The sequence below is a fragment of the Methylophilus sp. Leaf414 genome, from assembly GCF_001425425.1.
In the GTDB taxonomy this organism is placed as follows: domain Bacteria; phylum Pseudomonadota; class Gammaproteobacteria; order Burkholderiales; family Methylophilaceae; genus Methylophilus.
Map to the genome: position 1 here is coordinate 362,325 of NZ_LMQQ01000002.1, position 21,389 is coordinate 383,713.

The window sequence follows — 21,389 nt, forward strand, 5'->3', positions numbered from 1 at the left end:
TTGGGTGACTAGTAATTAGGGTGTCTGGGTCAAGAATCCAGACGCTTGGAGTTTCGTATTCTAAAATTTTCCGCCCACAAACATATACTCCTTCGCAATCCTCTTGATGGCCAGTATTTCAGTTAACTACCAAGTACTTAGCAGTAAGATGTTCATAAATTTTTAGTATCTGGGAGCTCCACGAATAATTGGGGACAGAGTAAATTAATATTTCACACAACCCTAACGCAATTAATAATTGATTTTAAAAGGCGTTCGTCATGAAATTAATGTCTGTTTGCTTTTCTCTGTTTATCCTTAGTTCGCTCATCCCGCCTGCATCCGCCGGGCCCTTGCGTGACCGAATCAAGGAAAGGATTGCCGAACGCCAGCAGGCGAATGAAGGCAACGAGGTCGAAGAAGGCGACGTGGGTATCCGCCAGAAATTTGATCTGCCTGCCGGTGCGGTATTGAAAAGCAATATCTCCTACGGTAGCGACCAGGACCAGCGCATGGATGTGTATATCCCGGCCAATGCGCAAAACGCACCGGTCATCTTCATGGTGCATGGGGGCGGCTGGAAGCGCGGCGATAAGGCCATGAACCGCGTGGTAGAAAACAAGGCCAATCACTGGCTACCCAAGGGCATTATCGTTGTCTCCACCAACTACCGGATGGTGCCCAAGGCAGATCCTCTGGTGCAAGCCAACGATATCGCACTCGCCCTGGCTAAAGCGCAAAGTCTAGCCCCAAGTTGGGGTGGGGACAGCAAACGGTTCGTGATCATGGGCCACTCAGCCGGTGCGCACCTGGTCGCACTGATCACCGCCAAACCTAGCATCGTCAAGCAACAAGGCCCGCAACCATGGCTAGCCACCGTGATGCTGGATAGCGGTGGCTACGACATCGAAAAAACCATGGCCGGGCACCACATGGGCCTGTATGACAATGCCTTCGGCAAAGACCCCAAATTCTGGCAAAGTGTGTCGCCCATTTACCAGCTCACACAGAAAACCGTGCCCATGCTGGCAGTCTGCTCAACGGAGAGAAAAGATAAACCCTGCGTTCAGGCACAGGCCTTCGTGGATAAGGCCGTTCTGCTTGGCTCGCAGGCCAGCACCTTCCCGGTGGCTATGTCGCATGGGGAGATCAATGAGCAACTGGGTTTGGAAAGTGCTTATACCGATAAAGTGGACGCTTTTATGAGATCACAAGGTTTTCCGCTATAAAGCAATCATTGGGGTTGGACTTCACCTTCTTAGTGCTGAAATGACGTTCGGCACCTGCTGAATCAACGTCAGTAGGTGACTGAGTTTCTCAAGGTTTGTCACCTCAATCGAAAACTGCATCAGCGCCAGATTGTGCCTGGTGATGGTGTTAGCCTTGGTAGCGTTGATCTTTTCCCGTGCAAATAGATCACTAATATCCCGGAGCAAGCCTTGGCGATCATGGGCCTCCACTTCAATATCAACAGTTGCGCTGAAGTTCTCGTAGCTGCCCCACTGCGCACCCAGTACACGGTCGCGCCGCTCCTCTGGTAACCGTGCTATGAAGCCACAGGTGCCGCGATGGATAGTCACCCCGTGACCGCGCGTCAGGTAGCCAACAATCGCATCCGGCGGTAATGGTTTGCAGCATTTGGCAAACCCTGTCTGCAAGTTGCCAACGCCTTCAATCACGATACCGGCGTGGAGGTGCAGCGCTGTGTTCCGTCTGGGAGGGCGTGTGATTGCGACGTCTGCTGTCTTGGGCGCAGTATCTTCCTGGATGGCAAGCGAGATTTGATGTTCAGTGACATCCCCACGCCCAATGGCGGCCAGAAAATCTTCCAGTTTCTGAAAGTGGAGTTTCTGGGCGATCTTTTCATGATTGATGGCACCGATGCCGGCCCGATGTAGCTCACGATCCAGCTTCACCCGACCCTGGGCTACATGTTCATCAAAATGCTGGTATTTAAACCATTGCCTGACCTTGGCGCGGGCGCTGGTGGTTTGCAGATAACCAAGTGAAGCATTCAACCAGTCCCGGCTAGGCGAACCAAGTTTTGAAGTCAGGATTTCTACGCGCTGGCCATTCTGTAATTTGGTGTTGAGCGGCACGATGCTGCCATTAATCTTGGCGCCACGCGTGCGGTGCCCCAGATCGGTGTGCAGCGTATAAGCAAAATCGATTGGGGTAGACCCTTTGGGTAAGTCGATGACTTTACCAAGTGGCGTCAGCACATAAACGCGATCCTGAAACAGCTCACTCTTGAATTGCTCAATCAGGTCGCCACTCTCAGAGACGTCATCCTTCCATGCCAGGATCTGGCGTAGCCAGGCGATCTTTTCGTCAAATTTGGCGTCGGATTTTCCGCCCTCCTTGTAGCGCCAATGTGCCGCGACGCCCAATTCAGAATGCTGATGCATTTCGAAAGTGCGGATCTGCACCTCAAGTGCCAGGCCACGCGGCCCACTAACCGCGGTATGTAGCGAACGATAATTGTTGCTCTTGGGGCGCGCGATATAGTCGTCAAATTCACCGGGGATGGGCTGCCACAGGTTGTGGATGAGCCCGAGCACGGCATAGCAGTCTTTGATATCGTTAACCAGCACGCGCACAGCACGGACATCATAGAGCTGGGTAAAATCCAGACGCTTGCTTTTCATCTTCTTGATGATGCTGTAAATGTGCTTGGGTCGGCCAGCAACCTCCGCTTTGATGCCTGCTTCAAGCAGCTCTTTTTGCAGCTCTGCCACGACGTCAATAATATATTGTTCCCTGTCGACGCGGCGCTCATCTAGCTTATGTGCGATTTCCTTGTAGATCTGGGGTTCCAGATAGCGCAGAGAGAGGTCTTCCAACTCCCACTTGATTTGCCACACGCCAAGGCGGTTGGCGAGTGGCGCAAAAAGGCTCTGGCTTTCCAGTGCAATCTGTTTCTGCAGGCTAGTGCTAGCCCCGGACAAATGGCGCAGGGTTTGCGTACGTTCTGCCAGTTTGATTAACACCACACGGATGTCCTGCACCATGGCCAGCAGCATTTTGCGCAGACTTTCTATTTGTTGCGCGTGGTCGTCGTTTTTCCGGTCCGTGCCATGCAAGCGCTCGGTCTCGCTGAGCGCCTGGATTTGTTCCATGCGTGAAATGCCTTCCACCAGGTCCGCAATATTGGTGCCCAAATGCGTTTCCAGCGTTGCCCGCCAATCGGCCAGATATTCAGGCACTGCATGCAATATCGTGGCAGCGATTGTTTCGACATCCATGTTCATGTCAATGAGGATAGTCGCCGCACCTAGTGCATGTAACAGCAGTGGCGTGCCAGTGAGTGCTGAGCGCCCGGAATAGAGAGGAACTGCCAACGCATAGGCGCAACTGATCAACTCCACTTCGGAAGGCGAGAATCGTTTGGCTGCCGCTTCCAGCCATGTGGAAAAATCGCCTTCATTTGAGGCGAGTAAAGCAGAGATTGGATGATGCACAGAAACCATGGGGTATTATGGCATCAGTCCTGTTCAAATCGCATCTCGATACAAGCAAAAGCCATCATTCACAGCGCATTTTTCCTGTAAGTACGGAAAGACTCGACAGTCAATTGCCTGGTGATGGTTTTCAGTTCAATGTATAAACCTTAACCTCCGCCTATCGCGCGCTCCAATATATCAATCTCGACCGGCTTTACCAGATGCTCGTCAAACCCGGCCTCAAGCGCACGCTGTTTATCTTCAGGCTGCCCATACCCCGTTAAAGCAATCTTGCGCAGGTCTCGCCCCATCGGCAACTTGCCAATTTGCTGTACCAGTTCGTAACCATTGATATCAGGCAGGCCAATATCAATCAGCATGATGTCTGGCTTGAAAGTATCAATAGTGGACAGTGCCTCTTGCGCACTATGCACAGCCATACAATCATGCCCCAGTATCCCCATGATCATCACCAGGGTATCGGCTGCATCCACGTTGTCGTCGACAATCAACACGCGCCCATTCGTTCCATTGTCTTCTATGGCCTGGGGATCAGTGGTGGTGGAAGAAACAATGCGCGGCAGTCGTATTTCGAAAGTGGAACCTAGCCCCTCACCCTGACTGAATGCGCTTACATGGCCGCCATGCATGTTGATCAGGCGCTTGACGATGGCCAGGCCTACGCCCAACCCTCCCTGGGAGCGATCTATGGTAATTTGGCTTTGCACGAACAGTTCGAAAATCTGTGTAAGCATCTCAGGCGCAATGCCACTGCCGGTGTCAGCCACTTCAATGATCACTTCCGCATCTTCACTGCGGACCACGAGATTAATTTTCCCACCGGGTTCGGTATATTTGATGGCATTGGTCAGTATGTTTGCAACGCATTGCACCAGCCGCGCCATATCCCCTTCAACAAATACCGGCGTGGTCTGCTCGGTGGATATATTAAGGTGCAGTTCTTTTGCCTGCAGTTGCGGCTCGCACATTTCAACTGCCTGGGCGAGTACCTCATTGATATCAATCACTTCTTTTTGCAGGTGGATATGCCCTTGCGTGACCCGGGCGACATCCAGTAAATCATCAATCAGCCGCGTCATGTGCTTGGCCTGCCGGCGGATGATGGCAGTAGGGCGCGCAATCGATTCATTCGTTTGAGAAAGCCGCAAAAGAATCTCGCCTGCTGTCACAATCGGGGCCAGCGGATTACGCAGCTCGTGGGCCAGCATGGCAAGAAACTCATCCTTGCGCTTGTCGGACTCTTTCAGTGCTTCAATCAGTTTGATTCTTTTGGTAATGTCGCGGAAAAGTACCGCCACGCCATCTCCAACTTTAAAGGCGCGCGCCTCAAACCAGAATGTACGGCCGTCCGGGAATACATAATGATGTTCCAGAAATTTAGGCTGCCCATCCAGTTGGACTTGCCTGTACATTTTGCCAATGTCAGATTCGTATGTGCCCGGAAATAGCTGCCAGTGATTAGCACCGAGCATTTGCGAGCGGGACATGGCTACAAACTTGCAAGTGGCGTCATTGACTTCAATAATGTTGAAATCCTGGTCAAACAGGGCAAACGCTTCATCCATATTGGTGATCACACCACGGTGCCTGGCTTCGCTTTCAGCCACGCGCATCTCAACCAGTTTTTGCGCTGTCACGTCCACGGTGATGCCGTCAAAATGGATAGGGCTACCGTCAGCGTCGTAATCGGTGCCCCCGAGCGCGCGAATCCACTTCACCTCATTCGTCATGGGGTGCACTGTGCGGTAAATGATGTCATAGGCATCCCGGCTGCTGATCGATTCAGCAATCGCTAGCCTGGTGCGCTCCCTATCCTCCGGATGAATCCTGTCGTAGAAGTCTTCAATCGTGACCGTCGCGTTAGGTTCCATAAAGAAATGATTCTTTACCTGCGTGTCCCATTCCAGAACTTCAAAGGGCAGGTCGCAATACCAAAACCCTACATGCGAGATCCGGCTTGCGTATTCGAGGCGCCCGCGATTGATCTTAAGTTCTTTATCCAAGGTATCCCGTGCAATGCGGTCACTGGAAAACACCTGGTTGTAGTAATCCACAGATTCGGCAATCGCCTGATCGAGCGCCTCGTTGAAGCGCGTCACATCCTCTATGGCCGTGACATCGGATAACGTGGTATTACTCATTGCCCACAACCGCATCACTGTAGCTCGCAGGTTGCGAAACTCGCTCACAATCTCGGTAATGGAAAACCCGTCCTCTGCCCGGATCCGCCCATGCTTTTCAGCGCCGGTTTCCGGTGCATTCTTGATAGCAGGTGCCAATGCTCGCGATTTCGCAAGACGGGTGGCGCTGGCTTGTGGCTGACGCAAGTTTTCGGCAATCGCGCGAAGGATTTCAGAGCGATGGTCACGCCCCGCCAATGCGTTTATGTTTGCGACAGATGAAAACTGCGATGCGACGAATGCATCCCATGCTTTGAGAATTTCGTCCAAATGTGAATCGATGACATCTGCCATCCGCATGGGTGCGTCCCCTTATAACCTGAATCAAAATTTAACTACATATAAGGCAATATAACGTTACTTGCATCTTTTGCCAATTTTGTGAGCTGTAGGATGGGTTTTACTGCACCATTCAAACCTGAATTGGTTTCGTTATTCGAATTATTATATTATTCAACAACAGGCAGTTGCAGCTTATGCGTTAACCGCCTTTTGTCCGTCGCCAATACGTTTTGCCCAAATAATAAAAAAGGGAGAAGCCATGAGTGAAGAGCCAAAAAAGGTGGATGTCTTATTCTACTTAAAAGAATATTCATCACTAGCCAGGGATATCCTGATCACGCTATTGATCGCCATATGCTTTTTCCAGCCCAGCTATATCAAGACATTTCTTAAAGAGAGCGGCCTGAGCAAATTTGGCGGCTGGGGCTTTACGGTTGAAGTGGCAGAAGAAAAAGAAATCATCGCCAAAGCCCAGGAAAAAGTCACCGCCCAAGTGGTCGCTTCCACCAGCACCAACTCAGACGAAGCGCCAGTTGAAGCATCCAATAAACCGGTCGATCAAAACTTTAAAGAAGCTATCCTCAAAGCAGAGCGCGTTGCGCCACAAATACTGCCATCCGCAGGCTGGGTTTTTCTGGGCCGCGTGGATAAAAATAAAACCCAATGGCAAGATGGCGGTTCACCTACCACCACCGCAGCTTGGCCAATCAAACCCGATGATGTGCTCACAGTGAAAGATGACGTTTACATCCGCGCAGTCACCAATGATCAATGGCATTCCAAAGCGCCGGTGACGACGGTTTCCAAGATAGGGGATAAGTTGAAAGTGGTGGAACTGGATTATTCTTCAGCAAAGGCGGGTGGGTTTTTTGTTTGGGCTAAGGTTGTGCTGCAGTCAAGTTAGAGTAAGTAATCTCATCCATTGTGCGGTAATCTGAACGAGGGTTGTATCAGAACCTGACAGGTTGTGGGCATCTTGCCACGAACCATAGTCATGGTTTAAGCATAATCTTTTTTGCGGAATGCGCTGCGTTTCAGGGATAAAGCATCTGCCAGCGTTATGAGTATTAGACAAGTGATTTTGCTGCCTGGAGGATAAAGCCCCAATCGATATCAAGTACTAATAAAAATGAGCTTTCAATAAGCAGTAGCTTTTACAATTTTTGTTACCTCCCAAGCCAATTTTTCTCGCAAAAAGTTCTTAAAGCATTCCATAATGCGCATTCAAGTTATCGCGATATTTATTATCTGTGAGGTTGTAATAAATCAGAGCCATAGCAATGAACTTGCATCCAAAATCATTTAATTGGCGTATATATAGTGAACGCTTTATATACAGATATCAACGATAGTCGAATATCAAGAATAAAACTAACTCATGCCGCAACCAGACCAGTTAACTCATTTTGTTCAAGGCATGATCGACCGGAATGAAGACGCCTTAGCTGATTTTTATGATTGCACTTTAAAAAAGGTGTATGGCCTGGCCTTAAAAATCACAAAGCGTCACGATTTGGCAGAAGAGGTCACTGAAGACACTTATATGCAAGTGTGGCTGGAAGCCGCTAAATTTGACAGTAACAGAGGGTGTATTCTTGCTTGGCTGACAACAATTTGTCGTTCGCGGGCGATTGATACCTTAAGACGACTTGATATTGCGGAGTCTTACGCTGAGCCTGAAACGCTGAAGCCAGAAAATGATGTTAATAACAACCCGTTAGATATTTTGTTGGCGCTGGAGCGTGAATCTGACGTATACAGGGCAATGACATTTTTACAACCCAGAGACCGGCAATTGATTGCGCTGGCATTTTTTAAGGGTTACACCCACGAAGAAATAGCGAGCCAAATGCACATGCCGTTGGGGTCAGTGAAATCGCTGATCAAGCGTGCACAATCTAAACTCAGAAGTGCATTATTCTGAAAGAGATTTCTTATGAGTGATATGAAAAAACAGCCTATGGCTAAATCGACTATCCAAGCTGCGAGCGAGCAGTCTGTATTGGATAAAGAAGTAATTTCCGCAATTGCAGCTGACGTTTTACCAACGACTCCTGCGCCTGAAGTATCGGCACGCATTAAAGATCGTCTATTGAGCCGTGTGAAATCACAGGATTATTTTTTCCAGTTCAACAATGAAGATCAATGGAAGCAGATCTCGGCTGGCATAGAGATTCGCTTATTGCATAAAACGGATGACGCCAGATCCTTTCTGGTCAGAATGGCCGCAAATACCAGCCTGGATGAACATGCGCATAGCCACAATGAGGAGTCGTATGTGATTGAGGGTGAGGTGTGGCTGCAAGGCATATTGTGCCATGCGGGAGACTATCATTACGCAAAGGCTGGAAGCCGGCACGAAAAAATCCATACAGATAAAGGATGTACGCTGTTGGTGAAGTGTTCCTGATCACCGCGGCTATCAAATGAAGCAACTCTTCTTGCTGGTTAGCCTGTTGTTCTCTTGTGATTATCTGACTGCAGCCCCTTACTCCGCGCCATTCTGGTTACCTGGCGGTGATTTACAGACAATTTTTGCCGCCACTTTGAATCCGGTGCCTAACGTAGACTACCGGCGTGAACGTTGGGAGTTACCCGACGGTGACTTTGTCGATGCAGACTGGGTAGACAATGCCCCGGAAAATCATGCAGCCTCACCCATTGTGGTGTTATTTCACGGGCTGGAAGGTAACTCTCAAAGTGCTTATGCCAGAGCGCTGATGGCAGCGGTAAAGGCTAAGGGCTGGCGCGGGGTTGTGATTCATTTCAGGGGCTGTTCCGGTGAACCTAACCGGTTGCCCCGTGTGTATTACGCTGGAGATGCACCGGAAATAGATCTGTTTCTTTCCCGTGTGCGCAGCCATGCGCCTTCTGTTCCCATTTATGCGGTCGGTGTTTCTTTAGGTGGCAATGCGCTCTTGAAATGGCTGGGAGAGAAGGGTGATAAGGCGGCCATTATTATCGATAAAGCGATTGCCGTGTCCGCCCCTATAGACCTGGCTGCCTCTGCAGACTCCCTGGATAAAGGCTTGAACCGGCTGATTTACACGCCCATGTTTGTCGACTCTATGAGGCCTAAAGCGCTGGAGATGACACAACGCTTTCCAGGATTATTGAGTGAAGAGAAAATAAAGGCGGCCAAGACCATTCATGACATCGATAATGCCGTGACTGCGGTGCTATATGGGGCCACTGATGCAGAAGATTATTATGCCAAGAATGCCTCAAAACCCTGGCTGGCATCCATTCGCTTACCCACCCTGATACTCAATGCAAAGAATGATCCGTTTATACCTGCCAGCAGTTTACCAACAGCGGATGAGGTTTCTGGATTGGTGACTTTGGAATACCCTGACACCGGCGGGCATGCAGGATTCCCGCGCGACAACAACTGGTTCGCCACCCATCTACTAGAATTTTTCCAGGCTGAGCATTTATCTGCATCTGATTGATCACATCCGGCGTATTTAAAGGTATGTATCACTTACGCTCTATTTTTAAAGCCATCACCAGCTGGTTTGATAATTCCATTGTCTATGGGATTGAGGACGACGCTGACACACACAGCATTGACTGGTGGCGCGTAGTCCCTTTTATCGGGATGCACCTGGCTTGCTTTGCTGTCATTTTTGTCGGCTGGAGCTGGTTTGCAGTCTGCTTCGCTGCAGGGCTGTATTGCATACGTATGTTCGCCATTACAGCGTTCTATCATCGCTATTTTTCACACAAATCTTTCCAGACTTCACGCGTTTGCCAGGGTGTGTTTGCGTTGATTGCAGGGACTGCTGTACAGCGTGGCCCTTTATGGTGGGCATCGCACCACCGCAATCATCATATGCACTCGGATCAGAAAGAAGACGCTCACTCACCCGTCCAGCACGGTTTACTATGGAGCCACATTGGCTGGTTTTTATCGAGTGAAAACTTTGCTACCCGATCTGGCCGCGTAAAAGACCTGGCAACATTCCCCGAGTTACTTTTTTTGGACCGCTTTGATGTCGTGGTGCCGATAGTGTTTGCGGTTTCAATTTTCCTGTTCGGGTCATGGCTGGAAACAGCAGCGCCTGCGCTCAATACCAATGGCTGGCAGCTGTTTATCTGGGGATTCGTTATTTCTACCGTATGCCTGTATCACGCGACCTTTAGCGTGAATTCGGTAGCGCATCTTTGGGGCAAGCGCCGTTATCAAACCCGCGATCACAGCCGCAATAATCTGCTGATTGCCATTTTGACGTTTGGTGAAGGCTGGCATAACAATCATCATTACTTCCCAGGCTCTGCCCGGCAGGGCTTTTACTGGTGGGAGATAGACTTGACCTATTATGGCCTGAGAGTGCTGGCAATGCTGGGCATTATCTGGAATCTGCGCCTGGTGCCAGTTGCTATCCGGGATTCGCCTCAATAATCCCAGCGTTGATTAAGTGAATGTTTGCAGTAGACAGATAAAAAATCCTGCTAGATAATTTCTCTAGCAGGCTAGGGGGAGATACTACAAACGGACGCTACAATTTTGGTGGAACTGCAGCGCCATCGGTAGTTTCGATGACTCTGTACATAGGTGCCAGTTTGGCCAGCAATTTGTTTTGTGCTGAAAATGGCACATTGTTTTTATCCATCGCAAACTGGAATTGCTCTACCAGAGCATTAAAAGCCTCACGATTTACTTTCATATTGGCGTGTGAGCTGGTCATGTCGCGACCGGGATATTTGCAGCCGCCATTCATTAATTCGCACATTTGTTCTACCAGCATGGCTTTGATATGCGCCTGCTTGTTGTTATCAAAAAATGGTTTGGTGCGCGGATCTGCGACCAGGCCGACCATAAAGTCATCCATGATTTTGACTAAACCCTCTTTACCGCCAAACGCCTGAAAGGTTTCTGTACCTTCCATAGGGGTGTTGCCAAGATTCGGGCTGTGACCGGTTGCCACTTCTGCGAACACGGGGTTGGCTAGCAGCATGATGGTAGAAGTGAAAATAGCAGTGAGCAGGGTATTCATTTTTAAATTCATGATATGTTCCTTAAATTAAGTAATAAGCGGTTTTAGTTGTTAAATGAATTTAAAAACCGAACTGTGCTGACAGATAAACACCTTCTTGTGTGCCATAGTTAGCGCCTACCGGTTTCACGGTGGCGATATTACCCAGGTTCACATAGGCTGCTGTCAGGGAAACATTTTTGGTTGGCGCATAGGCAACAAACACATCGAAAGCGTCATCTTCTTTCAGGTCTACCACATTGGCTCCGCCAAACAAGGCGTTATTGGCCGGGCTTCTCAGGTTGTCTGGCTTCATGCGGTACTCTGCACCGACCACCCATTTTTTACTCAATAAATAGGCAGCCGACACTTCTACCATAGGCTGGTAACTGTCGTGATTGTCCCCGCCAAAACCTAACAGACCGAATTGGTTGGCTTTGGTGAAACGCAGGGTGCCATTCAAGAGCAGGTTTTTATCGAGCAACAGTTTGGTGGCAGCAATGTAGACATCTGTGCCGTGGTCACTTTTGGCACCGATCACGGCGCTTTTGATGAATTCTTTATCCTGGTTTTCTTTATATTGCACACCGACTGCCACTTGAGGCACCCATGTATCGGCGTCAAGGATCGCTTCGCCCAGTACCCTGACTTTTAAGCCAACGATGATCTGGTTGAGGGTGTCTCTGCCTATCACGTCTGCTCCCAAGCCAGCGGCCACTTTATTCCGCAAGTTGCCTACATCAAAATCTTGTTGCGCGACTGAAAATTCGACGCGATCAAATAAACCAAATGTGACGCCGTAGGTGTCTAGTCGATAGTCGCTGGATTTGACGTATGAATAATGAACGTTTGCGCCCACTTCATTATTGGTACCATAACCGCCGATCACAGCCCAAGGGGTAAGGCCGCCACCTGCCGCACCTTCCACTTGCGATACGCCACCGGTTAATAGCAGCTTGTTGCTGACAGGCATTTCGGCGTATGCCAGATTGGCACCTACGCTAAAACATGTCGCGAACAGGGCCGGGATGAGTTTTTTATTTTTGTTCAGATGCATGGGGTGAGCTCCTTGATGATGAATGTCTGATGAGGCAAGAAACAATGATGTTCCTTCTACATATACGAACAATTCAAGGAGTTGGATTCATTACCTGGGTGAAAAAATTGCTTAAGAAGTCTGCCAGGGGTTAGTACTGCTTATCATTGTGGTAAAGAGGTATGAAATTTCGGCTTGGCTTCTTAAACGAGCTCCATCCATTGCGCGGCTCCAAGTGCCGAGGCGTGTAATGCTTGCTGATAAGTGGCGTTGATTGGCAGATGGTCGGCAAGCTGGTGTAGCGAGAGGTAGCCGGGGTCCAACCGAAAATCTTTTCCGCGAAATATGCTGTGCTCTTTGGCGTAGGTTTCCGCCAGCGCCCTGAGCGATTCTGCAAGTGGTTTATTTGGGTCGCTAGGAATGAAGTCACTGAGTAGCCACAGGTGAACATCTTCCTCTTCTGTATAACCAGCCTTAGGGTCTGCCAGCTTAAACGCATGGGCTATCCTGGCCTGGTTTTCTACCTCTTTCGGGTCGCCATAAGCTACTTCGTAATATTTCACATTGCCCGTAAGCAGCGAGGTTGGCCCATCAATTGGCACGTTGCCAACTGCATAATAGCCAGCAATCGCCCGCAGGCTTTTTAGATGATGTTCTTTGCCAACAAAGTGGATGATTTCACCGCGTGCTTGTAGCTCTTTGATGCCCGCCGCCATGTCTTTAGTGGCAGCGTAAATAAGGGCGGCGTAGCTAGGGAAAGAATCGTTATCAGCGCTTTTTCTGGCCAGGCTGTAATTGATCATGGCGGTGCCATTGTGATACAGCTCCATTGCGCTGGTGGCGGCAACGTCGCCTTGCTCATCAAGTACTACCGATACTGCCATTTTGGTGCCGTTTTTATTGCCACCCGCCAACGCTGCTAGCCAGTTCTCCAATTGCTCGGCAGGCCATTCAGGATATTGTTCTCTGGCAAGTGTAAACACTTGCGGCAGCAGCCTGGTTTGTTCGGCCACACTCAGGTTTTGCAGCCGCGTGGTGGTATAGGTTGGTGGCAGGTTGAAATCGTAGTTCACTTTCATGTCATCCATTTTATCTTGCGAATGCCCGGTCGGCTGTTTAAGCCCGTAAAACATGATTTTAAGCGCTGAAAACTCCGACAACATAATCAGCCTATCTCTGATAAATATTGCGTCAGTTGTTCATTAAGATCTCTACTCGGCAAAAAAGGAGAGCGAGATGGCTAGTGACCCAAACGAGATTCCTGACCCTGAATCAGACACAGTGGTTGAACCCGATGACGATACTGTGGTTGATCCCGATTTAGAGCCTTATGACGAATCGGTTGAGAAACCACTGAAGGATTCAGAAAATTTTATTCCTGCAGAAGAGCTTTAGCGTAGTCATGCTTCTGGTAAAAATATAACTTGAATTGGAGATGATGATGGCATTTGATTCAGCAGTACCTGTGGAAGGCGTGGAAGAAAAATCTACTGTGGTGAAGAATGTAGATAAAGATACCAGGCAGCAAGAAGACGTAAAAGATAACTTGGGTAACATCGCGAAAAACTCTGCCATTGACCGGAGAACACCGCCGGATGTTGAGCCGGGGAAATTACCTGAAGATAAGAAATTCACTGAGAACTAAATGTGTTTTCGCCCTAATAAAATAGCCCTGCACGGGCTATTTTTTATTGTTCCGACAGGCTCAATTACCTGAACCCGCTCACATATTTTTATGCGAAACGGGCAATAAACTGTTCAATCTCGTCATTTAATTCAGCATACGCAGTGAGTCCGTGAATCCAGCGTTGAGGGATGGCGTCCACACCCAGTGAGGCACCCAGTATCGCACCAAGCACGGCACCACGGTGGCAGTTATCACCACCCACGTTTGTATTGGCTATCAATGCTTTTTCAAAATCATCATGGTAACGTGCGGCAAGGTAGAGCACTGCCGGAAACGATTGGTCTACATAGCAGGCAGGGCTGAGCATGCCGCCAATAATATCGCGATCCGGACTCTGGTTGGCGCGTACACGTGCAAGCACTTTTGCCGCCGGAAAACCTAGGCGATTCGCCGCCGCACAAGCCAGCTGTTCTGTCTCTGGCGCTGTGTCATGAAAAATATGAAACAGTAACTGGCTGAGTTCCAGCGTGTGTTTTTCTAACACTGATGAGCGGTGCGTCAGGCGTTGCTGGGTCAACGCTGCCTGATTGGAAGCTGCCAGGTCGCCCTCGCGTAAGGTCGCCATCATCACCAGAGGTAAACTGACCAGGCCACCGATAGAGGCTGTGTCATGCCCTTCTTTGCCGGCACAGTTTTCTGGCGCGACACCTTGTGCGTAGTTTGCAAAAAAATCACGATGGTACGATTCAGCATAGGTATCGTTGTGCCGGTCTGGCTCGGTCATAAAACTGATGTATTCACGCAAAAAGTCTGCCGGGTCGTGATGGCCGGTGGCGATCAGTGAGCGCATGAATACACGCGCACATAACAGGTTCAGGGTGTTATCACCTGCTTGCATGCCCTGGTGATAATGGCCGTTGGGTAACCCCCAAAACTGTTTTTTGCCTTTAAGAATCACGTTGCCGACGATGTCGCCTTCTTGTGTGCCACGGCCAGCTTTGGCTGTGTTAGCTAACGGCATGATCGAGTTTGGATGGTGTGACTTTGGCGCCTGGTAATCGCGGATTTGGTCGAAGTCTTGCCAGAGGGCAGCGATGTTGTAGTACCAATGTACTGGCATCGCTAATGCGTCTCCAATAAACATTCCCCATAGCGCGCCTCGCATACGGTCGGCTTTACTCAATGGTTGGGCGGGCATAAGATTATCCTGTTTTAATGGTTTGGCGGGCTGCATCCTTTAGAGGAGGCTGGCATGATGAGACGAAGTTCAACGGTCTATGCTGTCATCCATTTTTCAAGCCCAAAACGTAAAGTGAAAGAGGGGTTCAGCGGGATGCTCTTATGACTCAGTTTGAGTATGCTGTACCCGCCACATCTCTGCATAACGTTGACCCAGCATCAATAATGAAGCATGCGTACCGCGCTCAATGATTTGGCCATCTTCCATGACTAAAATCTGATGGGCATGCGTAATGGTAGACAGGCGATGGGCAATGATCAAGGTAGTCCGGTTTTTGGCCAGTGCATTCAACGCGTTTTGAATGGAGCGTTCGGTTTCAGAATCCAGCGCTGAAGTCGCTTCATCGAAAATGAGCATAGCAGGATTTTTCAGCAGCGTTCTTGCGATGGCCACCCGCTGTTTTTCACCGCCTGACAGCTTGAGCCCACGCTCTCCCACATCCGTGTCGTAACCTTTTGGTAAACGCGTAATAAGGTCATGGATTTGTGCAGACTGTGCCGCCGCTTCGATTTCAGCCTGAGTAGCGCCGGGCTTGCCATAGCCGATATTGAAACCAATGGTGTCGTTAAAGAGCACCGTATCCTGCGGCACGATTCCCACGGCTTTGCGCAGGCTATCTTGTTTGACGGTTTTAATCTCTTGCCCGTCAATATGAATCTCGCCCGATTGCACATCGTAAAAGCGGAATAGCAGGCGTGAAAGAGTGCTTTTACCTGCGCCGCTGTGTCCGACCACCGCCGTGGTTTGGCCAGGTAATATCTCAAATGACACGCCGTTCAGGATGCCACGGTCTGGTTCATAATAAAAACACACGTCTTTGAAACTGACATGCGGTCCTAACGCCGGAGAATGAATTTTCAATGCTTGTGCATCGGGCGCATCGGCAATTTCCTGGCCCGTTTCAAGCAGGTGAAACATGCGATCAATGTCTGTCAGCGATTGTTTCATCTCGCGGTAAAGCACCCCTAAAAAATTCAGTGGGATATATAACTGAATCATCAGCACATTAACCAGCACCAGGTCGCCGATAGTCATTTTGCCGCTGGCAACGCCTTGGCTTGCCAACGCTAAAATAAACACCAGGCCAATCACGATGATGGTTTGTTGACCCACGTTTAGAAAAGCCAGTGATTTTTGCGATTTGATGGCGGCATGCGCATATTTTTTCAGATTCTCACCATAACGCGCAGATTCAAAATGCTCGTTGCCAAAGTACTTCACGGTTTCATAATTAATCAATGAATCCACTGCGCTTTGACTGGCTTTAGAGTCCAGCGTATTCATTTCACGCCTGAAATGGGTGCGCCACTCGGTCACGATCACGGTAAAAACGATATAACAAAAAAGCGCAATAAACGTCACCACCACAAACCAGATGTCATAAGCGTATAAAAAATAGCCCAGCACCATGGCAAGCTCGATGAAGGTGGGGATAATGCTGTAAAGCGAAAAGGAGATTAACGATTGAATGCCACGGGTGCCTCGCTCAATGTCGCGTGTCATGCCCCCCGTTTGGCGCGACAAGTGAAACCGCAATGACAGGGCGTGCAGGTGGTCAAAGACTTGCAACCCTACCTGTCTCACTGCCTGCTCAGTCACCTTCGAGAAAATCAGCTCACGTAACTCAGCGAATAGTGAGGCTGACAGTCGCAACAACCCATAGCCCACGATCAGACTCACCGGCACCACCAGCAAGGCTTTTGCCGGGGTGCTGATGCTCATGGTGTCTACCAGCTTTTTTAGCATTATAGGTACACCCAGGTTGGCAGCTTTGGCGATGACCAGGCACAGCAAAGTAAAAAATATACGTGCCTTGTAAGCCCTTAAATAAGGCAACAAATGTTTAATGACCTGCCAATCCTGTGATTGGCGTTTTTCAACCGCCGGAGCGGGGTCACTTTTAGAGTGCTGCATAGGGCTGGCGAGTCTCTAAATGAAGATGATAAAAGCGGTGGGAGAGCTTCACGGAAATTTTGCTTAGCAGTGTTTGAGTTGCTGGTTTTTGCACTGTGTGGCCAGTTGTTTTGCAGAGGCGACCTGCTCTGGGGTCAGTTGCGCTAGCGTGTAATTCAGCATTTTGCTGTGTCGGTTAACCAGGTGCTTATCTTCGTTTTGTGTCGCCAGCATCAACCACATCGCAGCTTTGACGGGATCTTTTTCTACGCCTATCCCTTGCATGTAGATATTCGCCATGTAGCCCTGGGCTTCACTATTGTTGTTGCTGGCAGCCAGGCTTATCCATTTGAATGATGCCACCAGGTCTTGCGGGATCACATCGTCACGGAAATACAGCATGCCCAGGTTTAACTGCGATTTGACATGGCCTTGCTCTGCCGCTTGCTGGTAATACTGCGCTGCCCTGTCATAAGGGATGCTCTGGATTTCACGCCGGAACACCAGCGAGGCCAACATGTACTGCGCCTCGGCGTAATTCAGGTCAGCCGATTTTGTATACCATTTCACGGCTTCGTCCATGTTCTGCTTTACGCCGTCGCCATCGTGGTACATCAGGCCCAGGTTGTAGCAGGCCTTCGCATCGTTTTGATTGGCAAGGGATAAGTAAATGGCATGCGCCGCCGCGAAATCCTTTTGCGATAACTTTTGTTTGGCTTCTTCCAGCGTGTTAGCTTGCGCCATACAACAGACCAGCATCCCTACTATGAACAATCGCATTTGCAGCATATGGACCTCTCGGTGTTAAGTATTGATAGGGTTGCTGGATTGGTGGAAAAGTTTTAGCTACTTTTTGCCAAGGCTGCCTGCAAGCGCGAGAGCGCCGCCATCACATTGGCTTTCGGCGTGCCGATGTTCATGCGCATAAAGCCTTCGCCACCGCGCCCAAACATGGCGCCCGGGGATAAGCCCAGTTTGGCTTCTTCAATAAAAAAACGGTTTAACGCGGCATCATCCAGTGTTAGCTGACGGCAATCCAGCCACAGCAAATAAGTGGCTTGCGGGGGAATGACGCGGATGGCAGGTAGATGCTTGTTGATAAAAGCGATGGCCTCATCCCGCGTGTCCTGCAAATACGCGATTAACGCTTGTCGCCATTCACCACCTTCGCGATAGGCCGCTTCAAACGCGGCCATATTAAATGGATTGGTGACGGAAACGCCCATGTGTTGAAGATGTTTCTGGATGGCGCGCCGATGTGCCTCGTTAGGAATAATCAGGGCAGAAAGCCCCAGGCCGGGGATGTTAAAGGTTTTGCTGGGTGAAACGGCGGTGATGATGCGGTGCGATGCTTCTGAGGCTGAGGCTGAGGCTGAGGCTGAGTCCAGGCTCAGTTTGCTTAAAGGGATATGTTGCGCATCTGTGTATACCAGATCGGCATGAATCTCGTCGCTTAAAATGGTCAGGTCGTGTTTTTCAGCGATTGCCAGCAACGCGAGCAGTTCGTCTTTTTGCCAGACGCGGCCTACCGGATTATGCGGCGAGCAAAGCAGCAACAGCTCGGCCTCTTTTGCACATTCTTCCAGCTGGGCCAAATCCAGCTGGTAAGCAGGATTGCCATCATTTATTAGGCGCAGCGGGTTTTGAATTAAACGACGATGTTGATTGGTGACGGCAGTGAAAAAAGGGAAATACACCGGCGGCTGCACAATCACGCCAGCCTGTTCGGCAGTCAAGGCGGCCACCACCAGGTTTAACGAAGGTACTACGCCAGGTGTCAGCACAATCCACTCGCGTTTCACTTGCCAGTCATGGGTATTCAGCAACCAATCGATCATTGCCTGGTACAGGCTTTCCGGCGCCATTGAATAACCAAACACCGGATGGCTGGCGCGGGTTTGCAGTGCTTTGCTGATGGTTTCCGGCACTGCGAAATCCATATCGGCTACCCACATCGGCAGCACGTCATCGGTGCCGAAGGTGGCTGGCCTGCCATCGTACTTGAGTGACTCAGTACCTTCACGGGCTATCGGCTGATCAAATAACCCGCTCAACGGATGCGTTCCCATAGCGTCACTTCCGACAGCGTGTGCTGGAATTTGTGATTGGTTTCACGAATCACAAACGGGATATCAGCCGGAGGCTGCATCAGGGTAAAGTGCTCGCCCAGTATGGCTTTCAGGCCATCTAATGTAGTCACGTTTTCACCATCTTTTTTATAGCCGCCTATCCATTCCTCGCGTGGCGTGTGTTCTTCCAGCCAGGTATAGGGCGAGCTGAGCATCAACACGCCACCGATATTCAGGCGCTCATGAATGGCACTCAGGAATTGACGCGGGCTGTAGAGCCTGTCTATCAGGTTTGCCGCGAGAATAAAATCGTAACCGGTAAATTGGGGCTTGAGGTTACAGGCATCTCCCTGCCAGAACTCAACCTTTTCTACCACCTCATTCAAACCCAGCGCAGCCAGGTTACGTTCCTGGTAACTGACCAGGTCACCTTCGGTGATCATGGTGTACCGCAACACCCCTTGCTGCGCCAGCTTCAGGGCCAGGCCGATAAACCGGGCAGAAAAATCAATGCCGGTGACGTGGTCAAAATGCCTGGCTAACTCGAAGGTGGCGCGCCCGGTGGCACAGCCTAAATCCAGTGCCTTTGCAGCGGGTCTGGATTGCAAGTGTTGTACCGCATAATCACTGAGTGCCTTGGAAAAGTTGGGGACGCCAAAATAGCTATCACCGTAATGAAACTCGGCATACTCCGACAGCAGTTTGTCGGACTCGTAGTGCGAGGCATTTTCTTCAATCGGGGTATCGGTCACGATATAGCGGAATCCTGCATGTTGGAAAAAATGGCGCCTGAACGCATAACGGGCACTTTTCAGTGCCTCGTTGCCGGTTGAAATCCATGAGCCACCCTTGATCAGATTATGGCGGCCATCAAAGGTCGGGGTCGTGAAATCATCGTACAAAGGATGCACTTGAAAGCCGTCAAACGGGAAAATAGGCGTTTCAGTCCATTGCCAGACATTGCCGACCACATCGAACAACTCGCCGTGTGCAAACTGGTTCACCGGGCAGGAAGACGCAAAGTGATCGAGGAACAGGTTGGCATTTGTGCTACCTGCTACTTTTTCATCTGACAAACCGGCATGTTCATAGAGACTATACCACTCATGCTCGGTAGGCATGCGTACCGGTTTGCCCGTTTGTGCCGAGAGCCAGTGACAGTAGGCTTTTGCCTCGTGGTAATTGACTTCAACCGGCCAGCTCCACGGCATATCGATCTCTTCGGTCATTAACCGCAGTTTCCAGCTATCGCCCTGTTTTACCCAGAATGTCGGATGTTCGGCCTGCGCAAACCGGCGCCAGGCCAAGCCTTCTTCCAGCCAGTATTCATCCTTCTGGTATCCACCCGCTTCAACAAAGCTTAAAAACTCAGCATTCGACGTCAGGTATTTTGCGGCCTGAAAGGCGGGGCTATGCGCTTTGAACTGGCCGTATTCGTTATCCCAGCCGTAATAATCGGTGGATTTGGTGAGCTGTATATCCCTGGCCGGAATGTCTACCAGGCTATTGGTTGGCGCAGGCACATCCAGCGTACAGTGCGCCCAGTCCGGATGTTGTTTGACGTACTGCAATGCGTGTTGCCGGATCAATACCGAGCTGGTTTCCAGATGGATGCGCTCATGCTCTATGCCCATCAGGATGGGCCACCAGGGGCTATCCCAATCAATCGGCAGATTAAACGGCAGCGTACTGATCAGCGCATCCACCACCCGACGCACGCTGGCACGGTAGGCTTTGACCTCGGCCGGAGTAGGCCAGGTGTAGTTCATCTCGTTGACATCATCCCAACCCATTTCATCCACGCCTACCGCAAACATGGACTCGAATTGCGGATTCACACGTTGAGCGATTAAGCCTGCGAGGATGAGCTTATTGACGAGAAAAGTATTGGTATGACCGTAATAAAAAATAAGCGGATGTCTTAAAGGATTGGGCTTGACGTAATATGCCTCGTCACTGGTTAACACCTCAAATAATGCTTCATAGACATCCGCAGTTTCATGAAAATAACGGCGTATATCCTCACGGGTGACGAATGTATTCTTGTTGTGTATCGGAATGCTACGATGGGGTTGCTTGTTCATGTTTTTGTAATGATCAGGTTAATTGGTAGCGCCAATAAATACGTTTCAGAAATATACTTTTTTTAAGAATACTTTAAGTATACGTTTTCAAGTTAAAGCGCACTAAAGCGGGCGCCCGGGCAGCGAGGGCGGGCAAGCATGATGGCTACGCCTGGCTGAAGACTCTACTTTGTTCGGTGTTCCACCGGATTAGTTCATTCAATACCGCTGCAATAATGATTATCGAGCATGATGCCTTTCATATTCAGGCAATTTCTTGAGCTGGTAGGTCATTCGCAGACATAGTTTTTTATTTCTTGTGCAACCTGGCATTCAACTGGTCTATCACTTCTGCCCAGTCGGCATCTTTCAAAATCTCTTCGCGTAAAAATGCGGCTTGTGCCGGTGTCCAGTAAGGCGCTTCAGCCAGTGTGAGATAGCCTGCCAGATGGCTATGGGTTTGGATAAAGGTTTCGATCTCCTGATCGCTGGCGGGTAAACCGAGCTGGGCGAAAAGATTGTTGAGGGTATGTTGTGTAGGTTCCATTGTTTAATTCCTTTAGTGGTTATCTTTATT

The 21,389-nt window shown here is 49.8% G+C and carries 19 protein-coding genes; 8 read left to right on the forward strand and 11 right to left on the reverse strand.

Going from position 1 to position 21,389, the window contains the following annotated elements:
- Window positions 1–260: 260 nt before the first annotated feature.
- Window positions 261–1,208 (forward strand): alpha/beta hydrolase, encoded by a 948-nt coding sequence (locus ASG24_RS06055; RefSeq protein ID WP_082488003.1) that lies wholly within the window; start codon window positions 261–263, stop codon window positions 1,206–1,208.
- A 21-nt stretch (window positions 1,209–1,229) separates the two neighbouring features.
- On the opposite strand, the gene ASG24_RS06060 is transcribed toward ASG24_RS06055, so the two are convergent.
- Window positions 1,230–3,449, reverse strand: a complete 2,220-nt coding sequence (locus tag ASG24_RS06060) for a bifunctional (p)ppGpp synthetase/guanosine-3',5'-bis(diphosphate) 3'-pyrophosphohydrolase (RefSeq protein ID WP_055868888.1) — start codon at window positions 3,447–3,449, stop codon at window positions 1,230–1,232.
- A gap of 140 nt (window positions 3,450–3,589) precedes the next feature.
- Complete coding sequence (locus ASG24_RS06065) at window positions 3,590–5,923, reverse strand: ATP-binding protein (protein WP_055868889.1); 2,334 nt, start codon at window positions 5,921–5,923, stop codon at window positions 3,590–3,592.
- Window positions 5,924–6,164: 241 nt separating this feature from the next.
- Here ASG24_RS06065 and ASG24_RS06070 point away from each other — a divergent pair, with 241 nt between their 5' ends.
- The 5 genes from ASG24_RS06070 (at window position 6,165) to ASG24_RS06090 (ending at window position 10,310) form a co-directional block, all read left to right on the forward strand.
- Entirely contained in the window at window positions 6,165–6,809 is a 645-nt protein-coding gene (locus tag ASG24_RS06070) for a hypothetical protein (protein ID WP_055868890.1), read from the forward strand.
- A gap of 474 nt (window positions 6,810–7,283) precedes the next feature.
- Window positions 7,284–7,829, forward strand: a complete 546-nt coding sequence (locus ASG24_RS06075; RefSeq protein WP_055868891.1) for an RNA polymerase sigma factor — start codon at window positions 7,284–7,286, stop codon at window positions 7,827–7,829.
- 12 nt (window positions 7,830–7,841) lie between these two features.
- Window positions 7,842–8,315: a cupin domain-containing protein gene (locus tag ASG24_RS06080; protein WP_055868892.1), complete on the forward strand. Its 474-nt coding sequence runs from the start codon at window positions 7,842–7,844 to the stop codon at window positions 8,313–8,315.
- 16 nt (window positions 8,316–8,331) lie between these two features.
- Window positions 8,332–9,357: a YheT family hydrolase gene (locus ASG24_RS06085; protein WP_082488004.1), complete on the forward strand. Its 1,026-nt coding sequence runs from the start codon at window positions 8,332–8,334 to the stop codon at window positions 9,355–9,357.
- A 23-nt stretch (window positions 9,358–9,380) separates the two neighbouring features.
- Window positions 9,381–10,310 carry an acyl-CoA desaturase gene (locus tag ASG24_RS06090; RefSeq protein WP_055869394.1) on the forward strand — a complete coding sequence of 310 codons (930 nt, stop codon included), beginning with the start codon at window positions 9,381–9,383 and terminating at the stop codon, window positions 10,308–10,310.
- 97 nt (window positions 10,311–10,407) lie between these two features.
- On the opposite strand, the gene ASG24_RS06095 is transcribed toward ASG24_RS06090, so the two are convergent.
- From ASG24_RS06095 to ASG24_RS06105, 3 genes are all read right to left on the reverse strand, one after another.
- The gene (locus ASG24_RS06095) at window positions 10,408–10,917 is read right to left on the reverse strand and encodes a group 1 truncated hemoglobin (RefSeq protein ID WP_055868893.1); all 510 of its coding nucleotides are present in this window, start codon (window positions 10,915–10,917) and stop codon (window positions 10,408–10,410) included.
- 49 nt (window positions 10,918–10,966) lie between these two features.
- Window positions 10,967–11,941, reverse strand: a complete 975-nt coding sequence (locus ASG24_RS06100) for a DUF3034 family protein (protein WP_055868894.1) — start codon at window positions 11,939–11,941, stop codon at window positions 10,967–10,969.
- A 182-nt stretch (window positions 11,942–12,123) separates the two neighbouring features.
- The gene (locus ASG24_RS06105; protein WP_235562329.1) at window positions 12,124–13,053 is read right to left on the reverse strand and encodes a hypothetical protein; all 930 of its coding nucleotides are present in this window, start codon (window positions 13,051–13,053) and stop codon (window positions 12,124–12,126) included.
- A gap of 103 nt (window positions 13,054–13,156) precedes the next feature.
- On the opposite strand from ASG24_RS06105, the gene ASG24_RS14630 reads away from it, so the two are divergent.
- Window positions 13,157–13,315 (forward strand): hypothetical protein, encoded by a 159-nt coding sequence (locus tag ASG24_RS14630; protein WP_156376478.1) that lies wholly within the window; start codon window positions 13,157–13,159, stop codon window positions 13,313–13,315.
- A 46-nt stretch (window positions 13,316–13,361) separates the two neighbouring features.
- Entirely contained in the window at window positions 13,362–13,565 is a 204-nt protein-coding gene (locus ASG24_RS06110; protein WP_156376527.1) for a hypothetical protein, read from the forward strand.
- Window positions 13,566–13,653: 88 nt separating this feature from the next.
- Here the strand turns inward: ASG24_RS06110 and ASG24_RS06115 are convergent, their stop codons facing one another.
- The 6 genes from ASG24_RS06115 to ASG24_RS06140 form a co-directional block, all read right to left on the reverse strand.
- Complete coding sequence (locus ASG24_RS06115; RefSeq protein ID WP_162241158.1) at window positions 13,654–14,745, reverse strand: ADP-ribosylglycohydrolase family protein; 1,092 nt, start codon at window positions 14,743–14,745, stop codon at window positions 13,654–13,656.
- A gap of 141 nt (window positions 14,746–14,886) precedes the next feature.
- The gene (locus tag ASG24_RS06120; protein ID WP_055868897.1) at window positions 14,887–16,701 is read right to left on the reverse strand and encodes an ABC transporter ATP-binding protein/permease; all 1,815 of its coding nucleotides are present in this window, start codon (window positions 16,699–16,701) and stop codon (window positions 14,887–14,889) included.
- Between the two features lie 63 nt (window positions 16,702–16,764).
- On the reverse strand, window positions 16,765–17,424 hold the full coding sequence (locus ASG24_RS06125) for a tetratricopeptide repeat protein (RefSeq protein ID WP_235562330.1): 660 nt from the start codon (window positions 17,422–17,424) through the stop codon (window positions 16,765–16,767).
- Window positions 17,425–17,522: 98 nt separating this feature from the next.
- Window positions 17,523–18,749 (reverse strand): MalY/PatB family protein, encoded by a 1,227-nt coding sequence (locus ASG24_RS06130; RefSeq protein ID WP_055868899.1) that lies wholly within the window; start codon window positions 18,747–18,749, stop codon window positions 17,523–17,525.
- A complete protein-coding gene (gene ovoA, locus ASG24_RS06135; protein ID WP_055868900.1) occupies window positions 18,731–20,833 on the reverse strand; it encodes a 5-histidylcysteine sulfoxide synthase in 2,103 nt (700 codons plus the stop codon). The genes ASG24_RS06130 and ovoA overlap by 19 nt, the downstream gene beginning before the upstream one ends.
- A gap of 289 nt (window positions 20,834–21,122) precedes the next feature.
- Window positions 21,123–21,359: a DUF2789 domain-containing protein gene (locus ASG24_RS06140; RefSeq protein WP_055830299.1), complete on the reverse strand. Its 237-nt coding sequence runs from the start codon at window positions 21,357–21,359 to the stop codon at window positions 21,123–21,125.
- Window positions 21,360–21,389: the final 30 nt, after the last annotated feature.